This window comes from Sphingobacterium sp. PCS056 (genome assembly GCF_023273895.1).
GTDB lineage: Bacteria > Bacteroidota > Bacteroidia > Sphingobacteriales > Sphingobacteriaceae > Sphingobacterium.
Genome location: NZ_CP096883.1, coordinates 4,996,105 through 5,017,519 on the forward strand (window position 1 = coordinate 4,996,105; position 21,415 = coordinate 5,017,519).

Genomic DNA, 21,415 nt, shown 5'->3' on the forward strand with positions numbered 1-21,415 from the left:
TTGTGTAGCAAAAACTTATGCTTGCTCTGTAGGGATTACAGAAACATAAGATTTATTGTTTGCTTTTTTGCGGAAAACTACTTTACCGTCAACTAAAGCGAACAACGTATGGTCTTTACCAATACCAACATTTAAGTCAGGATTGTGATTTGTACCACGTTGGCGAACAATAATGTTACCAGCGATAGCAGCTTGACCACCGAAGATTTTGATACCTAGACGTTTCGAATGTGACTCACGGCCGTTCTTGGAACTACCCGCACCTTTTTTATGTGCCATTTCTTATCTTAGATTAAGACTAATGTCTGATTAAAAATTCAATTATAATGTAATACCAGTGATCTGGATTTTAGTGAATTGTTGACGGTGACCGTTTTTCTTTTTGTAGCCTTTACGACGTTTTTTCTTGAAAACGATAACTTTATCACCTTTTAAATGAGACAAAATTTTAGCCGAAATTTTAGCACCAGCCACGTTCGGAGTACCGATTGTGAATTTACCACCATCTTCTGCTAACAATACATTGTCAAATTCAATACTAGCGCCTTCATCTCCTTGTAAGCGGTGCACAAAAAGAAATTGGTCTTTTGCAACCTTGAATTGCTGTCCTGCTATATTTACTATTGCGTACATTGTTAATAAATTAATTAAATGTGTTTATTGTTAATGAACGGCAAAATTAGCAATTATTATTCAATTTCTAAAATATATTACACTTTTTATTTCTCCCCCTACCAAACGGCAACACGCTTTTCTGGTGCCACATACATCTTGGCTGTTTTAGGAATCTGAAATGCTTGATAAAATGCTTCCATGTTATAGACTGGTCCATTGACTCTAAATTCTTCTGGACTATGCGGGTCTACTTTTAAGCGCATGTTCATTCTTTCATCGCTATTCTTGATGCGCCAAACTTGAGCAAAACTCAAAAAGAAACGTTGATCGGGTGTAAATCCATCTATTTTTGTTGATTCTTGACCTTGTTTTGTTTTTTTGAAAGCATCAAATGCAATGTTTAATCCTCCTATATCAGCCAGGTTTTCTCCTAATGTCAATTTTCCATTGACATGCTGATTGTCTAATAAGGTAAAACCATCATACAATGCTGCCACCTGATTGGCTTTTGTTGTGAACTTGGTCGCGTCTTCTGGAGTCCACCAATCTCTCAAATTTCCTTCTTTATCGTACTGACGACCTTGATCATCAAAACCGTGAGTCATCTCATGTCCAATCACTGCACCGATAGCACCATAGTTAATCGCATCATCTGCATTGGCATCAAAGAAAGGAAACTGTAGTATTCCTGCTGGAAATACAATTTCGTTATATGGAGGATTGTAATAGGCATTAACGGTTGGCGTTGTCATCAGCCATTCTGTTTTATCTACCGGTTTGCCCATCTTATCGATCATTTCTTTATAAGCGTGACGTGATGCTGATTGTAAATTTGAATAGTAGCTATCTTTATTGATTTCAACATCTGAATAATCTTTCCATTTATCTGGATATCCGATTTTCTTAGTAAAAGACTGCAGTTTATCAATGGCTTTTTTCCTAGTTTCAGGGGTCATCCAATCTAATTTTTCAATACGATCGCGATAAGAGATTTCAAGATTATTGACCAACTCAAGCATTCTTTTCTTGGCTTCAGGTTTAAAATATTCATCTGTAAACAATTTACCGATGACTTCACCTAAGCTTTCATCTACTGTACTCACCATTAATTTCCAACGTTCCTTTTGCTCTTTTTGACCTTGCAGGGTCTTGCCATATAATTCGAATTGAGCATTACGAAAGTCTTTTGTCAAAGCTTGAGCAGAGCTGTTCAAGAGGTCTGCTTTCAACTTCATTTTCCATGTATCCAATGACTCCGATTTCAACAAATTATTTAGAGCAACATAAAACTTAGGTTGTTGCACCAATAATGTGTCTGTTTTTATCGATAATCTTCCTAAAATATCATTCCAATTGAGGTTTGGAGTTTGCTTTTGAAATGTAGCCACAGCTACTTTATTATAATTTTTAATGGGATCTCGTAATTCAACAGGACTGATATGCGATTTAGCAATAGCAGTTTCTATTTTCAAAACAGACTCGGCATTCACTTTGGCTGTTGCCTGCTGACCTGCTAATGTAAATAACTTGGTGAGGTAACTCGTATATGCTTCACGGATCTTCTTAGCCTTATCATCTTGATCTAGGTAATAGCTAGCTTCAGGAAGATTAAGACCACCTTGAACAAAGGTAGCTGCATTTTTATTGCTCATACGCTCGTCTGCAGCAATATAGAAGGAAAATAGATCTCCATTTCCTTCTTTAAAACCATCAGCGCTGTAAGCAATAAGTTCATCAATAGATTTTAACCCATCAATTTTTTTCAATTGATCTTCAATAGGTTTAATGCCAAGCCTTTCAATCGTGATTGTATCCATCCCGCTGGTATAGAAATCTCCAACTTTCTGTTGATCAGTCCCTTTTTTACTATTAGACTGTGCCGCTTTTTCCAATATACCATGAAGCTTTTGTAGATTTTCATCGTTAAGGGTATAAAATGATCCCCAACCTGATTCTGAGGGTGGTATAACGGTCTTTTTTAACCATTGCCCGTTGGCATACATAAAGAAGTTATCGCCTGGATGTACTGTGGTGTCCATGCCTGATACATCTAAAAACACTGTTCGATCTGCTTGTTTTTGATCTGAACTTTTATTGGATTGGCAGCCAAATGCTAAAGCAGCAATTGGCAATATTGCCCATAATTTTTTATTGACCATAATTTTCTAATTTCAAACACCTTAAGTAAAGGTAGTTTTTTTATTAATGCGGAAATAACACTTTTTGCTGAAATTTGTTTTGGAAAATAGAATTATACTTCTATTTTTGCCAGTAGACTACGGAGAGGTGTCAGAGTGGTCGATCGAGCACGCTTGGAAAGCGTGTGTACTTAACGGTACCGCGGGTTCGAATCCCGCCCTCTCCGCATCCTAACAAGGAAAACGTATCAAAACCCTATAAATTTACGATTTGTAGGGTTTTTCTTTTATATACTCATATCGTTTTTTTCAATACTTCTCATTTCCAGCGAGACCATAGTGAGCCCCTAAAAGATGGTTAGCTAGGGTCTCTCTAAAATGAATCGCTAGATGAAACCTCCCGATTAGGGATCGTGAAACCATATCTCCCTTTCCGCTATCAAAAAATAAACTCAACTATCTAGTTGGGGTTTTCTCAATTTATTATGTTTTGCAAGCTTAACTTACTAACGGCTAATTTTATATAAAATCCTGTTACTGGACTATCTTCGTGATTTTTTGACCAATATAATCTCTATCAAACTGATTTTTAGTATGTAATAAAGCGCGTAAATAATATGTTGAAGCCAATTGGTTCATCTTATTTTTTTCATAAAGATGAGCCAATGTAGTGTAAAAGGGAAATTTGAGGAACTCGTTTAGATCAGGTTCAAAATTTTTTATTTTTTCTATTAACCCTGCTATTGGTAAATAATTACTTTCAACAATGATTTTGTTGATTTCAACCGATATTGTGGGTTCTAATAATGTCAATTGTGTATATAGTTTTGAAAGCAATTGCCAATTTGTTTTTTCATATTGAACTGCAGATAAATGTACGGAGGCAATCAATGCTTCTAAATAATACTTATTTAGTCTGTTCTTCTTTAGATCTATTTGATTCAAATAAGCAAAACCTTCAGCAATTAAATTTTTATCCCATAATGTTCGGTCTTGATGCTCCATAGATATCCACATGTTATTATCCATTCGTGCTGGAAATCGAGCTATATGAAAGAAGAATAGAGCTAAAATCGCATTCAATTCGCAGTTTTCTTGTTGATAATTTTTGATTAAAACTGCTAATCGAATGGCTTCAAAACATAGATCATGATGTATGGAGCCATTTTTTCGGGATGATTTAAAACCCTCATTAAACATCAGGTATAAAACATGCAGTAGATAAGGCATTTCCTTATGCAAAACATTTAGGTCATAATCTTCGTATTGAATAGCAAAATCCTTAATCATGCTCTTACTACGAACTATCATCTTTTTAATTGTTTCAAGGGGTAGCATCAATGCATGAGAGATTTCGATATATCCAAAACCACATAAATAAAACAATGCAATGATAACCTTATTTCGGTCAGAAAGATTAATTTTAGAAAAGTAAACCAAAAGTCTAATCAGACTATCTTCTGCTTCATCTGGATCTAACTGTAGATCTTCAGCATGAAATTGACATGTAATATGACGACCAATAGCTTCACGTTTGATTTTATTAATTAATTTGTTTTTAGAGACTTGAATCAACCAAGCAAAACTATGATTTGGAATTCCTTTGTATTTCCATTCATTTAATGCGACTTCAAAAGCCTCTTGTACCGCATCAACGATATTATCAATTTGTTGGTAACCAAATTTTGCAGACAATAAAGCGATCATCTTTCCATGGGATTCCCTGAAAAGATGATCTGTAAATTTGTTAATCGTATTATGATCACTGTTGTTCATCAGTATCGATAATTTCCCTTAACTCTAAAGTCGCGCCATTCTTAAGATCTGGACAGCTTTTCACTAATTCAGTCGCTTCTGCTAAACTGTTTGCTAATAGTTTGTAATAGCCACTTACACACTCTTTTGTTTCTATATATGGGCCGTCTGAAATGACATTTAGCTTTAAAGTAACTCCAGTAGATTCTAATGGATTTCCTTCTAAGAAATGTCCATTTGCGACTAATTCTTCGACCCAATTGATATGCTCCTGAATATCAACTTGCATATCTTCTACAGATAAATTTCCATAAGCAGCAGACTCACGGATTAGCATTAGGAATTCTTTCATTTTTAATTTTTTTAAGGTTAATGAATAAACTATTTACCCTAATGACAAATTAGATTAGCAATTCGGGACATTTTTTTAAAATTATATTTCTGCAAAATTTGATGCTACATGAAATAACGATCAAATGGTTATTTAATTTAGTAAAAAACGGAATACGATCCTAATATAATTTCTCTATCAGAACATTGATAGCCTAACATAAACTTTGGTTTTGTCCAAATACTAAAATATTTATAAGCAAATTATCTCATTAGATATAATGAAGTAAGGGGCAATTCATCGAGTTGGTAGGTTTCATGTTCCTTCGAAAACCCATTGTTTTCAAAAAGCTCCATCCAGGGACTTTGCATATATTCATGGATCCAGATTACTTCATATGATTTGCAAACACTTAAGCACTTTTGAAACAATACGTCGCAAACTACAGGTAAATCATATTGTTTTAATATTCCAAAATTGGCAATACGAATAGCTCTTTTCTCTTCTAAATAAGGGTTTCTCTTACCTTTTGAAGTAATTTGGGCATAGCCCACCGGTTGATCATCCACATATACCACTAGCCATTGATTTGACATGCTATTCAGTTCAACGACCAAAGCTTTTGTATTAAAATATTGGTTTATATAATTTTCCATGACTTGTGGATCAAGAAGCATGGAAAACTTTTCTATTGCTAGTTGACGTGTCAATTTGACAAGAATATCTAAGCTTTGCTCTGTTGCTACTGTAAATTTTGCTATTATGTTCATATTTGCTAAATAAATGTACATCTGCAAAACTAGAACTCTTTTCAAACAATAACCCGTACAGGTTATGAAACATACACCAGTACAGGGGTTACTTAAATAGCTGCCCAGCAAGTTTAATTCCTTCAATTTTTCGATCAGAAAATTTATCAGCAAATACCACTCGAAAATAGTGATCAAAAGCACCTGAAAATGAAAAAGTAAAGCCTGGAGTAAACCGAACTCCAATCTGCTCACATTTTTTATAAAAATAGTCCATATCTATATGATCTGGCATCTTGACCCAAATATTATAACCGCCGGAAGGTATTAACACAGCTGTTTTTTGAGGGAAGTTATCCGAAATCAAATTAACCGTAAAATAAGCATTCTTGGCAAGCTGTGCCTTAAATGCTCTAATATGACGGTCATAACTGCTGCCAGTCAACAGCTTGTTGACCGTTTCTTGATAAATTGGTGAAACGGTACTACCCAAGGAGAATTTAATCTGTTCTGCTCGTTCCATAAATTTACCTGCTGCTAACCAACCTAACCGTATTCCTGGAGCTAAGGTTTTCGCATAAGATGAATAAGTAAGAACTAAACCGGTTTCATCGAAACTTCTTAATGTTGTAGGTCGTGTGCCGTGGAAATTTAGATCACCATAAATATCATTTTCGATAAGCGCTATATGATATTGATAAGCTATAGTTACCAAAGCCAATTTATGTTCATCAGACATTAATATTCCAGTTGGATTATGAAAATTAGGTGTTAAGATTGCGGCTTTGATCTTATTGTGATGACAAGCATTTCTGAAAAAGTCAATATCAAAACCGATATCGGGATCTATTGGAACTTCGATGACTTTCAAATTTAAAACTCTTATGACCTCCAATATCGAGAATACACAGGGACTTTCTACTGCTACGATATCTCCAGCCATACATGTAGAAGCTAAAGCTATATAAAGGGCTTGTAGGGCGCCGTCTGTAACCAATAATTCGTCTATATGGATAACGCTACGATGTGCAGCCGCACGTTTAATGATATTTTCCTTTAACTCGAGTGAGCCATTTGATGGATAATAGCGTAGTAAGCCTGCCCCTTGCTCTCTCACCACTTGCTGCATAGTTCGTAAAACTAACTTCTGTGGGATCAGTAAGTCGCCTGGAGCTGCTACATTAAATTCTGAAAATTTACGATCAGAACGTAATGAGGTGGTCAGTTGAAGATGATTACTGAATATGGCATCTCTGACAGTTGGAATAAGATTGGATTTTAATTCCTTTTTAAAAGACTCAGGGCGGTAACAAACATAATAACCTGATTTTGGAACACTTTCTACCAAACCCTGGATCATCAAATACTCGTATCCATGTTGTATAGTACTAATACTTAATCTATATTCTTCTTTTAATTCGCGTACAGAAGGTAATTTATGGCCTGGTTTAAAAATACCAGTTCTTATATTCTTTTCAATAGTACTGGTAAATAGTTCAAATTTATACGCTTTCATATCTGTACTGCTAGTATTTACACATTCTGCATCTGTATCACAAATCTAAGTAATTTACCTTTGAGAAAAAAAGTACATGCTACAAAACCATCTCATCGATAGTCCAGTCGATCTACGAAATTTATCAATTCCATCTCTAGAGCAAGTTTGTGAAGATTTACGAGCTTTCCTTATCGATCATGTTTCTGAAAATGGTGGACATTTTAGTTCTAGTCTAGGGGTTGTCGAAATCACCGTTGCGTTACACTATATATTTAATACACCTGTAGATAAGTTGATCTGGGACGTTGGACATCAAGCCTATCCTCATAAATTACTTACTGGAAGGAGAAAAAGATTTTATAGCAATAGAATGTTAGGAGGTATCAGCGGTTTTCCAAACATAGATGAAAGCGAATTTGATGCATTTGGAACAGGACATTCCTCTACTTCTATTTCAGCAATCCTTGGGATGGCTATCGCTGCCAAATACCGAGGAGAGCACAACCGTCAACATATCGCCGTTATTGGAGATGGTGCAATGACCGCAGGATTGGCCTTTGAAGCCATGAATAATGCTGGATATGAGCAACCAAATATGCTAATAGTATTGAACGACAACAATATGTCAATTGATAACAATACCGGAGCATTGCAAAATCACCTCACGGATTTAACGAGCGAAAAGCATTATAATCATTTAAGGTTATACTTAAAAACTCTCCTTTCAGCAGCAAATCCATCTCAAAAATGGGCTATTAGCACCATTCGAAAATTAGAAAAAGCGATTAAAGCTGGAGCAATCCGTTACAGCAATCTATTTGAAACATTAGGTATTCGTTATTTTGGACCTGTTGATGGACATGATCTAAAAAAACTGATTAACTCATTGGAACGGCTCAAAAATATAACTGGCCCGAAATTATTGCACTGTATTACAGTCAAAGGAAAGGGGTTTGCACCTGCAATGACTGAACAATCTAAATGGCATGCACCAGGCACTTTCGACAAATATACAGGAGCAAAAATAAATAAAAGCAGTACTAAAAGCCTTAATACAACCTATCAGGAAGTATTTGGTGATACGTTAATCGCTCTTGCAAAAGATAATCCGCGTATCATAGCGATCACGCCGGCTATGCTTTCGGGTAGTGCATTAAATAAAATGAAGATAGAAATGCCTGAGCGTGTCTTTGATGTTGGTATCAGCGAACAGCATGCCGTCACTTTTTCGGCAGGATTTGCTGCTGACAACATGCTGCCATTCTGCACTATATACTCCACATTTCTACAACGCGCATACGATCAGATTATCCATGATGTCGCCTTACAAAACCTACCTGTTATCTTCTGCATAGACCGAGCAGGAGTAGTTGGTGCAGATGGCCCTACACATCATGGTGCTTTTGACATTTGTTTTCTTCGTTGTATACCAAACATAACCGGAGCCTCACCAATGGATCTTGAAGATTTCAGAAATCTACTATTTACAGCACAGTCTAATACGATAAAAGGACCTCTCGCTATTCGTTATCCAAAAAGTTCAGGATCTGGAAATCCAAGAAGTAATTTTAAAAAGTTAGCAATCGGGAAAGGTAGAAGAATTAAGTCTGGAAAACATATTGCTATACTTTCCCTTGGACCCGTAGGGCAATATGTAATAGCAGCTTGTCAAGAATTGCTGTTAGAACAGATGGATATAGCGCATTACGACTTACGATTTTTTAAACCTCTTGACGAGGATCTTCTTCATGAAGTATTCAGCCAATTTTCAACAGTAATTACTGTTGAAGACGGCTCTATTTCCGGCGGTGTAGGATCCGCAATAATGGAATTTATGATAGAAAACTGCTATAATGCAACCTTAAAACGATTAGGTTTGCCCGATAAATTTGCAATACAAGGTACGCAAGAACAACTTCATAGATTATATGGATATGATCACAAGGCTATTGTAAAACTTGTATCATCACTTTACTCCACTACCATCCAAAACAGTGATAATAGGGATAACTTAAAAACCCACCGCAAAGAAAGATAAAGCCTTACAATTGTGTTTGGTGGATATTATTTGATAAGATTAAACCGATATGCACGGGTTTAATCTTATTCATCTCTTTCTCAATTCTTATGCAGGGTAATATTAGAGATATAAACTCTCTATTAAAGTCTATGTTTTGACTAACATCTAATATATGCGAAGCAAATCACAATCAAAAAGAAAACCCTCTTTTTTTAAATAATCCACACGAGTGATATAGTTATCACTCGGATAAGAAAAAACGATATGGACTAGTAATAAGAAGAGTTTAAGTTAAAATTTGATTTTTCAGCTTCTTCAATAATTTTAATATCTGTTAGCATCAAAGGAGCATTTTTTTTGATACATACATCTTGTTCAAAATGGACAGCTGGTTTTCTATCATTTGTTCGGATCGTCCAACCATCTTCTGCCCTATGATTGTAATGTGTACCCAAATTGACCATGGGTTCGATAGCAATCACTAAATTTTCTTTCAAGACTTTGCCCTTGCCACGCTGTCCATAATTAGGAATATCTGGCCCCTCGTGCAAGTTACGACCTAGTCCATGACCGACCAATTCCCTCACGATTCCATATCCATATGGTGCAATATGTGATTCAATTGCATAGCTAATATCTCCTACTCTATTTCCATGTACAGCTTGTTCAATACCATTTAACAAGGATTCCTTAGTGACTTTCACCAACTGCAATACCTCTTGCTTGACTTCTCCAATGATAAAGGTATATGCTTGATCACCGTGAAATCCATTTTTATACGCCCCAGCATCAACAGAAACTATATCTCCCTCTTTTAAAATTTGATGATTGGGCATTCCATGCACAATAGCATCATTTACAGAAGTGCAGATATGGTATGGAAACCCACCAAATTGATAAAAAGAAGGTATTGCTCCATGATCCCGAATAAATTCATTAGCAAATTTATCGATCTCAACAGTTGTTATACCCGGTTTAATGATCGTTGCTATGGCTGCTAATGTTTCACTAGTCAATCTGGTACTAATGGTCATTAATGCTATTTCTTCTTCTGTTTTATAGATGATGGGATTCATAAAAATATTTCTTTTTTAGTCATGTCAGTTGGCTTTAAATCATGGAGCGACTTTCTTTTATATAAAGATAAGCCACACAGAATATTATAATCGTATAACCAATTGATTTTAAAATCATTTTAAACAAAAGTACTTTAATCAATTAGAGTCAGAAAGTAAAAATTGGACAATTATTTTGTAATAGAATTGACAATTATTTAAGTAATTTTGTAAAACTATGCCCATCAATTTTTTAGGAAATATTAAATTAGCAGAGTCTCTTAATGCAGAATTATTAGATCCTTTAAACATGCCGGATTTATTTTTTAAATCTGAACATATCTTAGGAGCTTATGTATTTTCATGTACAGATATACAACCAAGTCAACCCTTATTTAATGATGGAAATCCTTGTTTAATTTTTCTACCAAAGAAAACTGATGTTGTTCATCTTAAAAATGCCGAAGAACTCATTAAACTAAATGCGGCCTGGGTGTGTTGTGGTATTATACAAAATACATATTGGCAGTTACCGGTAGATTTATCACATATGATTGTAATACGTTTTAAACCGGCTTCTTTTTATAAAATTTTTAATATAGAACCCCATTTTTTTCTAAAAAAGCCTTTCTGTAGTTTTAGTGATATTATGAATAAAAACTGGACAGAAATTCTCAATCAATTATACCAAAAGGAAACACTTGCGGATCAAATGCAGTTATTAAAATCAATATTCAGCACTTATAAAATAGCTGAAAATCATCCTTATCTCTTACAATCTGCATTGGAAAAAATTGATAACAAAAAAGGTAATATTACAGTATCAGCTTTAATTCTTGAACTCGGAGGTAAAGTAAACCGCAAATGGTTGCAAAGAAGTTTTATGAAGTATTTGGGAATTTCACCTAAAAAATATATTTCTTTACAACGATTTATATTTATGTACGGTAAGTGTCAAAAAAATACTCCGCAAGATGTATTATCACATACTTTTACATCAGGGTACTATGACTACAATCATTTTCTTAAAGAATTCAAACAAATCATAGGTGTCTCTCCGACTCACTATAACTGGAAATAAGAAAACAAACAACCGAGAAAAATCACTAACTACCATGAAATATTCTAACTTAGTAAATCTTGGCTGAAGACTACTAATTTGAAGATTAATATATAATGGAGATTGCCACTTTAGAAAATTGTACAACTGCAGATATAGCAGATGTTTTAAATGCATCATTTTCAGATTATATAGTGCCCTTACACCTTAATATCGAGCAATTAGAGTATAAAATTGTTACCGAGAATATACACTTGGACTTATCAGTTGGAGTTTTTTCATCTGGTCAGTTAGTTGGTTTTATGCTTCATGCACTACAGATTGTTGATGGAAAATTATCAGCTTATAATGCTGCGACAGGTATTATTCCAGCATATCGCGGTCGAGGTTTAGTCGGTAAAATGTACCAATATTTATTACCAAAATTAAAAACACGTGCAGTAGTACAGATGCGTTTGGAAGTAATAATAGGTAACAATGCCGCGATACGAGCGTATGAAAAAATGGGGTATCAAGTTAATAGAACATTAGATTGTTTTAAAGGATCTGTGCAAACGGTTAAAAAATCCTGTGCATCAACAATTAGAGAATTACAGGATTTTCAATGGGATCAATTTGTTCGTTTTTGGACAATAAAACCTTCTTGGCAAAATGCTATTCCAACTTTAGAAAAAGCTGGACCACATCTCACGATATTAGGTGCCTTTATAGACGAAAAATTAATTGGTTATCTCATCTATAATGCTAACTCAAAAAAAATACAACAAATAGCAATTTCTCCAGCACATAGACGCAAAGGTATAGCTACACAACTTGTAATGACGATGACTCAACAGATCAATTCTAAAGAAATATATGTATTAAATGTAGATCATATCTCTTTAGAAGCCATATCATTTTTCAAACAATTAGGACTTGTCGATTATTTAGCTCAGTTTGAGATGAAAAAAATTCTTTAAAGATTTAAAGTAAGATTTCATAAAAAACAGGTAAACATTAGCCCAAATTTTGAAGCTGATGTAAAATATTTTCTACAATTATTTTCGCATCCTCATTTACGCCATATACTAACCCTGATTTTTTCTTCCTTAGCCAAGGAAATCCTATACAATAAAGCCCTTCTATCATCATTTTACCTTCGATGTGTTTAGGTTTTCCAATTTTATCCAGCAAAGAACTGTTCAAATAACTAAAATCATATCCAAATCCTGTAGCCCAAAGTAGTGTAGTTATTCCACAATCATTGAAATTAATTATTTTAAGATCTGACGCTGATCGATAAGCATGATCCGGAACATCTGAAGGATCTTCATCAGTATTGGAGACAGCGATCTCAGGAGATTTCTTAAGATATTGATCAACATTCTTCTTAATCGCATCTGAAGTCTCATCTGCATATCGAATATGCTCTTTACAGTTATCTTCAAAATATAAATTTTCATGATCAACACCTTTTAATCCTCCTAGAATAGTCACACCCATCCGATGCAAAGATTGATAACTTATAGTATGTCCCAACAAGCCCACACCAGAAACCTGAGGTTGGGTAGCATCCAAATTTGGGTTATCTGCTAATTCTATGGTAGATATATCCATTGTTCCTAACTGCTCCATCCACTCCATAATATCTTTACCTCTGTAACGACGAGGAGCTCTAGCCACCTTGCTACCAGCTAGATATACTTTTCTATTGCCCAAGGTTAACTCTTGAGCTAGTTGGCAGCCAGATTGCCCTCCCCCAATAATCAGTACATTTCCTTCCGGTAGCTCCATAGGATTTTTATAATTGGCCGCATGGACTTGTAAAATATGCTCTGGAATCGAGTCTGATAAATTTGGGAATAAAATCTTATTCATAATACCTGATGCAACAACTATTGTTTTTGTCAAGATATTATGTTGCATTCCTTCCTCATCGATCGTTACTATAAAATTTTCGGATACTTTTTCAACAGCAACTACTTTATGCTTTTCTAAAACCGGTAGATCAAATTGTAAAACATACGTTTTCAAATAATCTACAAATTCGTCTTTGGTCATAAAATGATGTCTTTTTTGAGAATGTATCTCCCTGCCTGGTAGCAGATTCATCCAATTGGGTGTATTCATCTTAAAAGAATCCCAACGTTGTTTTTCCCACGAAGAAGCAATGCTATCTTGTTCTAAGACAACATGTATGATTTTATGCTGTTTTAAATAAAAACTAGTTGCAAGTCCAGCTTGTCCTGCACCAATAATGATAACATCAAATATTTCCATTTTTTAATTATTTATAAAATTCAGTTCTTATTCTATACCTGGATATCATAGTAAAATTTACACTTTCTAGGTCCAATTCATCTACCTGAGTGAGCCCCTGCAAACAGATCTTCTAATCTTATGAGTTGTTATAGCAGGACTATCATTTCCTAATGTGTTATTAATACTGTATGTCAAGATATCAACATCCGTAAAACCGCTTTTACTGAAGTATGCTTAATGCACACATACGTTCACTAAAATTTCAGATGTCTGTTTCACAAACTATTGACAGATTCTACTTTAATACTTATGTAGACTTAAGACAAATATTTATCCTTATTAATTAGTTTGAATATGATCATTTCGCTTCTCAAACACTAATTGTTTAGCTTTGTACAAAGGTCATTATTCTATACGTAGCGATGATAACGCAATCGTGATTAAAAGTAACGTAACAATGCAAAATCAGGAAAAGACAATTATTCACCGGTATAATTTACAAAGTGAAAACTTTGCACATTATTTAGAAAAAGAAAATCAGGTCGAAACAAAATCAGGAGGGGTATTTTTGTTTCATGAAACCATTTTTGATTCGTTACAGTTTATACAATGCGATTATTCTTTAAACCATAATGAACATATTCATATTGATATAGAAAAGGAAGTCTTAGAGATGCATTTTAGAGTCAGTGGAGCAAGCTGTATCCAACGCTCAGGAAAACCGATAGATTTAACCCATGGAAACAATATGCTCACTTATCAAAAAGATAATAAACAAGAAATCTTGATGTCTCCGGTAAAAGATGGAAGTTTTTTTGAGATCAGAATCGGTATATCTCATTTTGAAAAGTTGATGAATGACTTTACGATGCATACTCCTAATATGTACCAAGGAGATGCAATGGCTATTACCCCGGCAATGTACAGTATCCTTGCGCAAATAGTAAATAATCCATATAGCTCAAAGATGAGAGCTTTATTCTTGGAAGCAAAAATGATGGAGCTTTTTCTATTGCAAATACAGCAAAATATAGATCATAAACAGCATACTTCTTTTTCATATGGACAGAGAGATCGAGATCGTATATATGAAACAAAACAGATCATAGATCAACATATCAATGAATTTTTAACCATTTCAAAATTGTCGCAACTTAGTGGTATGAACAGAAGAAAGCTTATGCAGGGGTTTAAAGAGCTCTTTGGAACTACTATTCATGTTTATATCACCGAAATGAAAATGCAAGAAGCCAGACGTCTCTTACTAGATGAAGATAAATATGTTAATGAAGTGGCTGATGATATCGGTTATAAAAATCCGCAACATTTTATTTCAGCATTTAAAAAGAAATTTGGCATTTCTCCTGGGAAATTAAAAAATCGTTTTGATTCATCATCAGGTTCGATGTGATACTAATGATACCTTTGACACGAAATATATAAAAGGTTTATGTAGAGAAGAAAAATCAATTAGCGATAAAGTCCTAATCAAAGAAGACTCATATTGTCATAAACTATAATCTGAAATTATCAACCTAAGTATTGAAAAATATTAAGATAATACTTTGGAAAGACAATTATCTCTATGCTCCTATTGCTCTACCTGCTGATATCAGATCTATAATAAAAAGCTTCATCTCTGCATTCAGAGATGAAGCTAACAACAATTATTAAACTCGCATAATTTTCAATTTACGTTTGAGCTATTTCAATATTTTAAAAGATTTACCTTGTTTCTTTACTTTGAGAAATGCGAACACGCATAATATTGAAATTGTAATAAAAAGTATATCAATAAAGAAAATATCATAAGACTTTGCCTGTAGCGTCTTCCATAGCCACAAGTTGGTGGTTACACCATTTGCTATTGGAACGCCTAGGCTTAAAATAGCTGATAACACGAGTGTATGCTTATTTACCTTGGTCAGATCTCGTAAAATCAATAAATAGATAATCATGACTAGCCAACTGTAGAAATAAAGATTGTAGATTAAACTTTGGTTAATAGTTGGAGAGAATTTTAGCATAATCAGCGTAAATGCAGTAACTGGAAGCATGCTTAACGAAATCGATACGAATAAATTTGCTGCCCAGAAATTAAACTTTCTTTTATAAGTTGGAATATTGGGTTTTTCCCTAGCAACTAACCAAATCATAATACCTGAAATAATCACAACACAGCCTAATAGGCCTAGTACAAAATAAACGATACGAAGCGTACGACCGCCATAATCGCCAAAATGCAAGTGATAAACCAAACTTTTCACCCAATCCACATAAGTCGCATCCGTTTTTGGAGATTTGACTTCTAATTGCTTTCCATCAAGAACTTGCATTCTAACATAACCAGACCCCGCAAAATTGGCATTAGACTTTGGTGTTGTTTCCAATGCAATCTGCATACTTTTATCTCCATAATTACGTATATAGAGTCTAGAAATATTTGATTCAGGCCACTCTTTCATCCAGTTGTTGACAAACGCATTTACATCAAAAGACTTGGACAAGGGTTGATAACTATAGGTTACTTCCATTTTACGATTATACTGCAGATCCTGATATAATTCTTCCTGATCACCATTATAAAGTAATTTGCTAAAAGGTCCAATTAGAGCAAAATTGACAATAAGAATAATTCCAGTAATAGCAAATACGAGTTGAAATGGAAACCCTATGACTCCAAGCACGGTATGCATATCAGTCCACACAGTTTTCCACTTACTCCAAGGTCTAAATAGAAAAAAATTGTTTTTGATTTTATCCCAATGTAAAAATAACCCAGTTATCAACGCAAATAAAAATAAGAATGAGACAATTCCAGCAATTAAATATCCAAAAGGTGTTCCCAATCGAATTGGAACTTGATTAAGCTGAGCCAAGAAATGTAATCGATACAAGAATTCACCTATATTATAACCCTCCTCATAAGAACTTTGAGATTTATCAGCAAATGAGTGTAAAAAATAGGCTGAATCTTCGTTTCTCAAACCTCTGCCTCGACGTCCTTTAGATTTTTCACTTTTTGCTTGTGGCTTACTAATGGTTGTATCTTGAGAGACACTCATATTAACATAAGTTTCTTGTCCACTTCTCAATATGTAGAAGTCAAAATTTCTACCCAGCAAATTATGTTTAGTACCCATCGAGTCCAGCACATAATTAAAATCAGCCTGAGATTGTACATGGCTATGTGATTTACCCTTTTGCCATGCGGTGATATCATCTTTAAAAAATGAAAATGAACCTGCAAAAAAGATGACAAAAAGCAATGCAGCAATGATAATACCACTGATTGTGTGCGTATGGAAATAAATATTGTATTTTCTCTGATCCATAATATTAATGATTGATTAGATAAGGCAAAGAAAACAGCAAAGTAAGACCGACGTATGTGAGGACTAAGCGAAGCAATTTAGGTTCTAAAAATGCCCAAAACAATAAAAATGCCCAAAGCAAGTATCCTGTAAAAAATGCGGTAGCGATCACATTCTCTTTGGGGAAAAATTCGGTTAGCAAAACATGAAAACTGAGCATCACCGTATAACCACCAATGGTTCCCAATAAAATTCTACAAAGTCTTATCCAAGGAGATTTTGTTAAATATTTCTTATTAGCAGGCATATATTAATGAATAAGGATTTCAATTAGAAAGGAACATAAATAGAGACCTAAAACAGTTCTAATTCCGAAATAAGAAAATGGAAAGAATAATACAATTAGACATCCCATGCACATCAAAATAACAATAAAGGCAAACAAACCACAGGCAACCCCTATGGTATAAATTGACATAATTATTGCTACAGAAAATAATGCTATTGCCACTAATCGCGATTGCTTTTGACGCACAGACATATAGGTCAAAAGTTTAGATTTATCTTTCCAAGCAATGCGTTTGGAGGTATTCATCCATAACATAAAAGCTACAAATAAAATAAAGCAAACAGTACTCATCATGATTTTATAAAATAAATTATATTGAAAAACAGAACAGGGATATTAACATGTTCATAAGCGCCATTATAGCATACAACATTCAAATCTTGCGCTATCATAGTAGCGCAATTATAGCAATCTGTTGTAACTTACTTTACTTGAAAACTTGCCGTAAGACCTTGCCAATTTTTAGTATAAGATTTATCATTCCAGCTTCCCGATTGATCAGTCATGTGACTATGTTCGATCACATAAGTACCTGGCCAAATAACCTCTGCCTGAATCTTTCCTTGATTATTTGTTTTGTAGGTTTTACTCCAACCACTGGGAGACATCAATAAAATTTCTTCGTTTGCAATTGGATTACTCCCACGTAACAATTGAATTTCTACTAGATCTTTTACTTTCAGTACTTGATTAGTAAATACGAAGTGAGTGTCCAAAGGAATTGACGAATAGTTTAAGGCTTCGCCTACTTGAATACGATTCTGTGCGATAAATTCATAACGTGTAGTTCCGCCCAATTCTCTTGCAGGATGAGAAATGAAAACTTGGTAAATACCATCCTCATCAGGGATAAAACTACTTTCTAAATACGTTCCTTTATCCGTCAAATGCAATTCAACTTGCTTATTTTTTGAATCTAACAAATTCAATTTCAATTGACTTAAATCCGAATACCAATTCTTCGTTTTTTCAATTTCTCCGCTTGCATATTCTCCATAATAAATACGGATGGTATGTGATTGATTCTTGCTGCCTATAGGATTGCTTTCGATCCATATAGCATGTGCCTTTACCATTTGATTACTTACAAAAAGCATCATTATCATGATTGACAAGTGTTTTAGGTATTTCATTCTTATTTAGATTAATTAAACATAGTGAGCAAATATACAAACAATACCCATATATACAAATCGATTTTTCTATTTCTACACCATTAATTTTTCATGAACTTATCTTGAGTTATCGATAAGAAATCGGATTAAAGTTTTATATATCGTAATGAAATAATTACTCATTTCTTTAATTCTTCATATTAAATTGGTTAGAGCATACTTGATAACAACGATTACTTAATCAACACTTTTTATTTTTTTCCACGAAGAACAATTGAAATCAATCTTATTAGAATAGTAAGCGGACCCTATAAATGAAAAAGTGCTATATCCTATGAGGGTGCTAAAATTATTTAAATGGAGAGGGGATAGATTTTTTAAATTTCAACTGGGAAAATTTGAATGACTCTAAACGAGCCTGACAAGGGAGACTTCTATCAAAATAAATAAGCTAAAACAATGATCGAAACCATTGTCCCGATCATTATTTTAGCTTATTTAGGTTCTAAGATCTTTTTTAAGATCATACAACTAGTTTTATTTTTTCTGAAGCCTATCCGCTAAGATTTTCATATAAAAACCTCCTACGACACTCCGAGCTTTGAAATTTTCACGAATACCGGTATTGGAATCATAAAAATCATTAAGAGGAACACGTGATTCAGTTTCAATAGCATGCCTATAAACAGGTTTTATCAAAGCATCAAATTGTTCACGGTTAGGCGCAAAAACTGCTGTCCATAAAATCCAATCATTTTTTGTATAAGCTTTTCTACTATCTAACGGTATTCCAAATTTATTTTGTTTAGTTAAATAGTATTTTATTTCAGTATCATATACCTGCTGTGGAAACAGGTTTAATCCCAACACTTTATCCCAAACTAAATTATATTTTTGACTCCAAGTATTTTTATTATCAAAAGTAAGCGCATAATGATCTCCAGCATCCGCAAGATCAATCCATTTGACAACCATATTTTCGGCGATGTTGCGATATTTTTTAGCGGTCTCAATTTCTCCTAATACTTCAGCCATTTGTGCGTAACAGGCAATACCTACGATAGCTTTTACTGAAAGGTTAGCATTGCGAGCAAGATGCCCAGCAAAGTCATCTGTACATAATTGGGTTTTGGGATCAAATCCTTCCTGAACAAGATAATTAACCCAAGTGGTAAGAGTTTTCCAATGTTTTTTAGCATAACGACCATCTTGTTGCACTTTAGTAATAGCCGCTGTCAAAATAATCATATTGCCAGATTCTTCTACTGGCATGGGCTCTCCATAAGTTTGACCATTGGCCAAAGGATAGGTCCCTAAATCATGTGCCGCCCAAGGATGTGGATACAAACCACTTTCACTGAAGTAAAAAATCCCATTCAACATGCCTTTCAATAATTCGGGATTATAGATTAAATAAAGCGGAGCTGATGGATAAGTGACATCCACGGTATTAATGAAACCACCGCTATTGTTTTCTTTTGAAAGCCATAAAAGTTCATTTGCCGGACTTTTAACCAATGTATGAGCTGCGATACTTTGACGATAAGCTAGGATACTAAGATGTGCATAGGCCTTTCCCCCAGATTTAATGGCATCTGTATAAACTTGTTTGTCAAATGCAGCACATTTGTCCATCACAGATTGATAATCTAACGCAGCTTTATTGAGTTGATCTTCTATCGTCTCTTTACCTGAATTATTCCACCAAGGTCTCAAATTGTTTTTAAAATATTGGATAGCATATATTTCATCATAGCCCAACTCAACAAAACGATTTACTTCATTATTGCCTACGCTACCAAAGGGTATGACTGTATTCAAAGCTAGTGATGTGCCATTTGATACGGTAGAAACTTTAGATCCTCTTCTGAAAGCATCAACTGCAGCACCAACAGGAGTGACAAATTGAACTGCACCTGTTTTTTTTAATGCAGCTACATAGAAATATCCCCAATCGATTCGCATATTATCCGCACCCTTTTGTAATATGGGCTGTTCCACAGTACCTGTTTTCAATATTGATAAGTGATCTGTACCATAATTTTGAGCACTTACTTCCTGCGATGGTTTATATACAGCAATATTTGATGAAGCACTTAGAAGCACATCTATAGCGTGCGATTTACCATCGTTAGCCCTTACACTGTAAGTAATGTACGATATTGGTCTAGACAATAATGTCAGGTCATCCATAAGCAAAGGTGATGTAAAAGTAAGCTTAAGATTGACCTTTCCTGCTACAAAGTTATAGATGGTTTGAGTTGCAGTAATCTCCACATCTTTTTGTACCGCTATCTGCACATTTGGTCCGCTTTCTTTCAATTTATCAACCAAACCGAAATCAAGAAACCGCCCACCTGCAGTATTTGCTACATGAATAGCAAGCACATTTTTTCCTTTTTTCAAATCAGCTTTTCTAATTGGCTGATATTGAAAACTATTGGTCCATCCGTTTTTTTGATATACCTTTTTCCCATTCAAAAATACTTCGATATTGTCATCATGATTTATTTTTAAGTAGAGATCATTGATACTCGCAGGATCTGTAATATTAAATGTACGTCTTACCCAAATATGATCTGACTTCCAAAGTGTCTTCACATGTTTTTCATCATCACCAATCGCGGCCATACCTGACTTCCAATGACTCGTATCGTAGTCCGATAATATCCAATCCCCACCAGGTTTAACTTCTGTGTACTGCACGTCATAAGGCTTGGTATCAGACGCATTTAGTATCGTTTTATAATTTGGTTCTTCCTTTCCTAAAAAACGATAGATTTGACCATCTACATTGATTAATCCTAATAGCGAATGATCGGCATCAGTCCAATGTTTAGTCGTTGATTCATTCAGATTATCAGTAGTTGACCATATACTAAAATTCGGGTTGTGCGTAATTAGAGGATATGCAGGCGCTTTCCTATCTTGCCCCTGCACTTGACATATGGCCAAAAAAAAGGTCAAAAAATACCAAATATTTATTTTTTTCAATTCGTTCATCACAGTAATTAGGTTATAAAAAGGATTAAAACATATTATTAAATTCAAATAAGCTAATACCTCAAAAAATAAGTTATTCAAGGAGTATTATGATTCTAAAAAGTATAGCTTAATTTCATTAGTCAAATAACGCTTTAAAAATTCTAAATCAATCGCTACTTCGTATCAATAT

At 34.3% G+C, this 21,415-nt stretch carries 18 protein-coding genes and 1 tRNA gene; 5 read left to right on the top strand and 14 right to left on the bottom strand.

All coding sequences use genetic code 11. The annotated features are described in order from the left end of the window. Positions 1-15: 15 nt before the first annotated feature. The 3 genes from rpmA to MUB18_RS20980 form a co-directional block, all read right to left on the bottom strand. The gene (gene rpmA, locus MUB18_RS20970; protein WP_045753477.1) at positions 16-279 is read right to left on the bottom strand and encodes a 50S ribosomal protein L27; all 264 of its coding nucleotides are present in this window, start codon (positions 277-279) and stop codon (positions 16-18) included. A 42-nt stretch (positions 280-321) separates the two neighbouring features. Further along, positions 322-633 (bottom strand): 50S ribosomal protein L21, encoded by a 312-nt coding sequence (gene rplU, locus MUB18_RS20975; RefSeq protein ID WP_045753476.1) that lies wholly within the window; start codon positions 631-633, stop codon positions 322-324. 98 nt (positions 634-731) lie between these two features. Further along, positions 732-2,774, bottom strand: coding sequence for a M13 family metallopeptidase (locus tag MUB18_RS20980; protein ID WP_248754534.1), 2,043 nt, complete (start codon positions 2,772-2,774; stop codon positions 732-734). Between the two features lie 121 nt (positions 2,775-2,895). Here MUB18_RS20980 and MUB18_RS20985 point away from each other — a divergent pair. Beyond that, a tRNA-Ser gene (locus MUB18_RS20985) sits at positions 2,896-2,980 on the top strand. Positions 2,981-3,287: 307 nt separating this feature from the next. On the opposite strand, the gene MUB18_RS20990 is transcribed toward MUB18_RS20985, so the two are convergent. The 4 genes from MUB18_RS20990 to MUB18_RS21005 all read right to left on the bottom strand — a co-directional run bounded on the left by MUB18_RS20990 (position 3,288) and on the right by MUB18_RS21005 (position 7,104). Further along, entirely contained in the window at positions 3,288-4,529 is a 1,242-nt protein-coding gene (locus MUB18_RS20990; protein ID WP_248754535.1) for an RNA polymerase sigma factor, read from the bottom strand. Then, positions 4,516-4,860, bottom strand: a complete 345-nt coding sequence (locus MUB18_RS20995) for a YciI family protein (protein WP_045753473.1) — start codon at positions 4,858-4,860, stop codon at positions 4,516-4,518. Before MUB18_RS20995 ends, MUB18_RS20990 begins: the two co-directional genes overlap by 14 nt. A gap of 242 nt (positions 4,861-5,102) precedes the next feature. Then, positions 5,103-5,609, bottom strand: coding sequence for an N-acetyltransferase (locus MUB18_RS21000; protein WP_248754536.1), 507 nt, complete (start codon positions 5,607-5,609; stop codon positions 5,103-5,105). Between the two features lie 88 nt (positions 5,610-5,697). After that, complete coding sequence (locus MUB18_RS21005) at positions 5,698-7,104, bottom strand: PLP-dependent aminotransferase family protein (protein WP_248754537.1); 1,407 nt, start codon at positions 7,102-7,104, stop codon at positions 5,698-5,700. Positions 7,105-7,180: 76 nt separating this feature from the next. On the opposite strand from MUB18_RS21005, the gene dxs reads away from it, so the two are divergent. Next, entirely contained in the window at positions 7,181-9,124 is a 1,944-nt protein-coding gene (dxs, locus tag MUB18_RS21010; protein ID WP_248754538.1) for a 1-deoxy-D-xylulose-5-phosphate synthase, read from the top strand. Positions 9,125-9,375: 251 nt separating this feature from the next. Here the strand turns inward: dxs and map are convergent, their stop codons facing one another. Next, positions 9,376-10,182: a type I methionyl aminopeptidase gene (gene map / locus MUB18_RS21015; RefSeq protein ID WP_248754539.1), complete on the bottom strand. Its 807-nt coding sequence runs from the start codon at positions 10,180-10,182 to the stop codon at positions 9,376-9,378. A 217-nt stretch (positions 10,183-10,399) separates the two neighbouring features. Between map and MUB18_RS21020 the strand changes: the two genes are divergently transcribed. Together MUB18_RS21020 and MUB18_RS21025 are read left to right on the top strand one after the other, a co-directional pair. Next, positions 10,400-11,242 carry a helix-turn-helix domain-containing protein gene (locus MUB18_RS21020; RefSeq protein ID WP_248754540.1) on the top strand — a complete coding sequence of 281 codons (843 nt, stop codon included), beginning with the start codon at positions 10,400-10,402 and terminating at the stop codon, positions 11,240-11,242. Between the two features lie 95 nt (positions 11,243-11,337). After that, on the top strand, positions 11,338-12,180 hold the full coding sequence (locus MUB18_RS21025; RefSeq protein WP_248754541.1) for a GNAT family N-acetyltransferase: 843 nt from the start codon (positions 11,338-11,340) through the stop codon (positions 12,178-12,180). Between the two features lie 37 nt (positions 12,181-12,217). On the opposite strand, the gene MUB18_RS21030 is transcribed toward MUB18_RS21025, so the two are convergent. Beyond that, positions 12,218-13,480 (bottom strand): NAD(P)-binding domain-containing protein, encoded by a 1,263-nt coding sequence (locus MUB18_RS21030; RefSeq protein ID WP_045753468.1) that lies wholly within the window; start codon positions 13,478-13,480, stop codon positions 12,218-12,220. A 439-nt stretch (positions 13,481-13,919) separates the two neighbouring features. Here MUB18_RS21030 and MUB18_RS21035 point away from each other — a divergent pair, with 439 nt between their 5' ends. Beyond that, positions 13,920-14,873, top strand: a complete 954-nt coding sequence (locus MUB18_RS21035; RefSeq protein ID WP_094772794.1) for a helix-turn-helix transcriptional regulator — start codon at positions 13,920-13,922, stop codon at positions 14,871-14,873. 292 nt (positions 14,874-15,165) lie between these two features. Here the strand turns inward: MUB18_RS21035 and MUB18_RS21040 are convergent, their stop codons facing one another. The 5 genes from MUB18_RS21040 to MUB18_RS21060 form a co-directional block, all read right to left on the bottom strand. Beyond that, positions 15,166-16,797: a PepSY-associated TM helix domain-containing protein gene (locus tag MUB18_RS21040; RefSeq protein WP_248754542.1), complete on the bottom strand. Its 1,632-nt coding sequence runs from the start codon at positions 16,795-16,797 to the stop codon at positions 15,166-15,168. A 4-nt stretch (positions 16,798-16,801) separates the two neighbouring features. Continuing rightward, a complete protein-coding gene (locus tag MUB18_RS21045; RefSeq protein ID WP_045753466.1) occupies positions 16,802-17,083 on the bottom strand; it encodes a hypothetical protein in 282 nt (93 codons plus the stop codon). A 3-nt stretch (positions 17,084-17,086) separates the two neighbouring features. Further along, positions 17,087-17,419 (bottom strand): hypothetical protein, encoded by a 333-nt coding sequence (locus MUB18_RS21050; protein WP_248754543.1) that lies wholly within the window; start codon positions 17,417-17,419, stop codon positions 17,087-17,089. 128 nt (positions 17,420-17,547) lie between these two features. Next, complete coding sequence (locus tag MUB18_RS21055) at positions 17,548-18,225, bottom strand: hypothetical protein (RefSeq protein WP_248754544.1); 678 nt, start codon at positions 18,223-18,225, stop codon at positions 17,548-17,550. Positions 18,226-18,777: 552 nt separating this feature from the next. Then, positions 18,778-21,243: a glutaminase family protein gene (locus MUB18_RS21060; protein ID WP_248755944.1), complete on the bottom strand. Its 2,466-nt coding sequence runs from the start codon at positions 21,241-21,243 to the stop codon at positions 18,778-18,780. Between the last annotated feature and the right edge of the window lie 172 nt (positions 21,244-21,415).

Bases quoted from the DNA above. Each gene is read 5' to 3' on its own strand.
- rpmA (WP_045753477.1), bottom strand. From the start codon at position 279: ATGGCACATAAAAAAGGTGCGGGTAGTTCCAAGAACGGCCGTGAGTCA.
- rplU (WP_045753476.1), bottom strand. From the start codon at position 633: ATGTACGCAATAGTAAATATAGCAGGACAGCAATTCAAGGTTGCAAAA.
- MUB18_RS20980 (WP_248754534.1), bottom strand. From the start codon at position 2,774: ATGGTCAATAAAAAATTATGGGCAATATTGCCAATTGCTGCTTTAGCA.
- MUB18_RS20990 (WP_248754535.1), bottom strand. From the start codon at position 4,529: ATGAACAACAGTGATCATAATACGATTAACAAATTTACAGATCATCTT.
- MUB18_RS20995 (WP_045753473.1), bottom strand. From the start codon at position 4,860: ATGAAAGAATTCCTAATGCTAATCCGTGAGTCTGCTGCTTATGGAAAT.
- MUB18_RS21000 (WP_248754536.1), bottom strand. From the start codon at position 5,609: ATGAACATAATAGCAAAATTTACAGTAGCAACAGAGCAAAGCTTAGAT.
- MUB18_RS21005 (WP_248754537.1), bottom strand. From the start codon at position 7,104: ATGAAAGCGTATAAATTTGAACTATTTACCAGTACTATTGAAAAGAAT.
- dxs (WP_248754538.1), top strand. From the start codon at position 7,181: ATGCTACAAAACCATCTCATCGATAGTCCAGTCGATCTACGAAATTTA.
- map (WP_248754539.1), bottom strand. From the start codon at position 10,182: ATGAATCCCATCATCTATAAAACAGAAGAAGAAATAGCATTAATGACC.
- MUB18_RS21020 (WP_248754540.1), top strand. From the start codon at position 10,400: ATGCCCATCAATTTTTTAGGAAATATTAAATTAGCAGAGTCTCTTAAT.
- MUB18_RS21025 (WP_248754541.1), top strand. From the start codon at position 11,338: ATGGAGATTGCCACTTTAGAAAATTGTACAACTGCAGATATAGCAGAT.
- MUB18_RS21030 (WP_045753468.1), bottom strand. From the start codon at position 13,480: ATGGAAATATTTGATGTTATCATTATTGGTGCAGGACAAGCTGGACTT.
- MUB18_RS21035 (WP_094772794.1), top strand. From the start codon at position 13,920: ATGCAAAATCAGGAAAAGACAATTATTCACCGGTATAATTTACAAAGT.
- MUB18_RS21040 (WP_248754542.1), bottom strand. From the start codon at position 16,797: ATGGATCAGAGAAAATACAATATTTATTTCCATACGCACACAATCAGT.
- MUB18_RS21045 (WP_045753466.1), bottom strand. From the start codon at position 17,083: ATGCCTGCTAATAAGAAATATTTAACAAAATCTCCTTGGATAAGACTT.
- MUB18_RS21050 (WP_248754543.1), bottom strand. From the start codon at position 17,419: ATGATGAGTACTGTTTGCTTTATTTTATTTGTAGCTTTTATGTTATGG.
- MUB18_RS21055 (WP_248754544.1), bottom strand. From the start codon at position 18,225: ATGATGCTTTTTGTAAGTAATCAAATGGTAAAGGCACATGCTATATGG.
- MUB18_RS21060 (WP_248755944.1), bottom strand. From the start codon at position 21,243: ATGAACGAATTGAAAAAAATAAATATTTGGTATTTTTTGACCTTTTTT.